The sequence below is a fragment of the Mucilaginibacter sp. P5_A4 genome (genome assembly GCF_056400605.1).
This window is the reverse complement of sequence record NZ_JBFUKX010000177.1, coordinates 1-628: the sequence shown is the minus strand read 5'-3', so window position 1 is coordinate 628 and position 628 is coordinate 1. Positions and strand designations below refer to the sequence as shown.

At 36.6% G+C, this 628-nt stretch carries 1 protein-coding gene; it reads left to right on the top strand.

Translation table 11 applies throughout. The features are described 5' to 3' along the window. Nucleotides 1-628 (top strand): glycosyltransferase (locus tag AC1DQW_RS27890; RefSeq protein ID WP_477457056.1); only part of this gene is annotated, 628 nt, incomplete at both ends.

Sequence of the window (628 nt, the reverse complement as noted above, 5' to 3'; positions counted from 1 at the left end):
TATACCAACATTGATACATCCTATCCTGAGTTAGTTTATCCGTTAACAGATAAGCCATTGTTTTATGCCTTTACCAACGAAATTGAGTTTTTAAAAAGTGATAAAGCTTTCGAGGAAAGACTTATTTTGATTAAAGCAGACAATCGGGGATTTGCTGCTGCAAACAATATAGCATTAAAATATATTCAAAAAACGGCCGATCCAAACAGTTTTATCTGGATACTTAATAATGACACTGTTGTTGAGCAAACCTGCATGAAAAGCCTGGTCGATTTTTTTGAAGATCATAGCCGTAAATATATTGTTGGCGGTAAGCTTAGGTTTTACTATCAGAGAGATAGGATACAGGCAATTGCTGGCAGGTATAATAAATGGCTGGGCAGCACTTATCATGTAGGTGAAGGCGAAATTGATCTGGGCCAGTATGATGATTTTATTTGGGGCGGCAATAACTATGTAGTGGGTGCTTCTATGTTTATCAGTAAAGAGTTAATAGATGCTGTTGGTTTAATGAATGAGGCATATTTTTTATATTTTGAAGAAATGGATTGGGGATTAACTGCTCAGCAGTTTGGATTTAACTGGGGCTTTCAGCCACAGGCTGTGATCTATCATAAAGAAAGTGCTT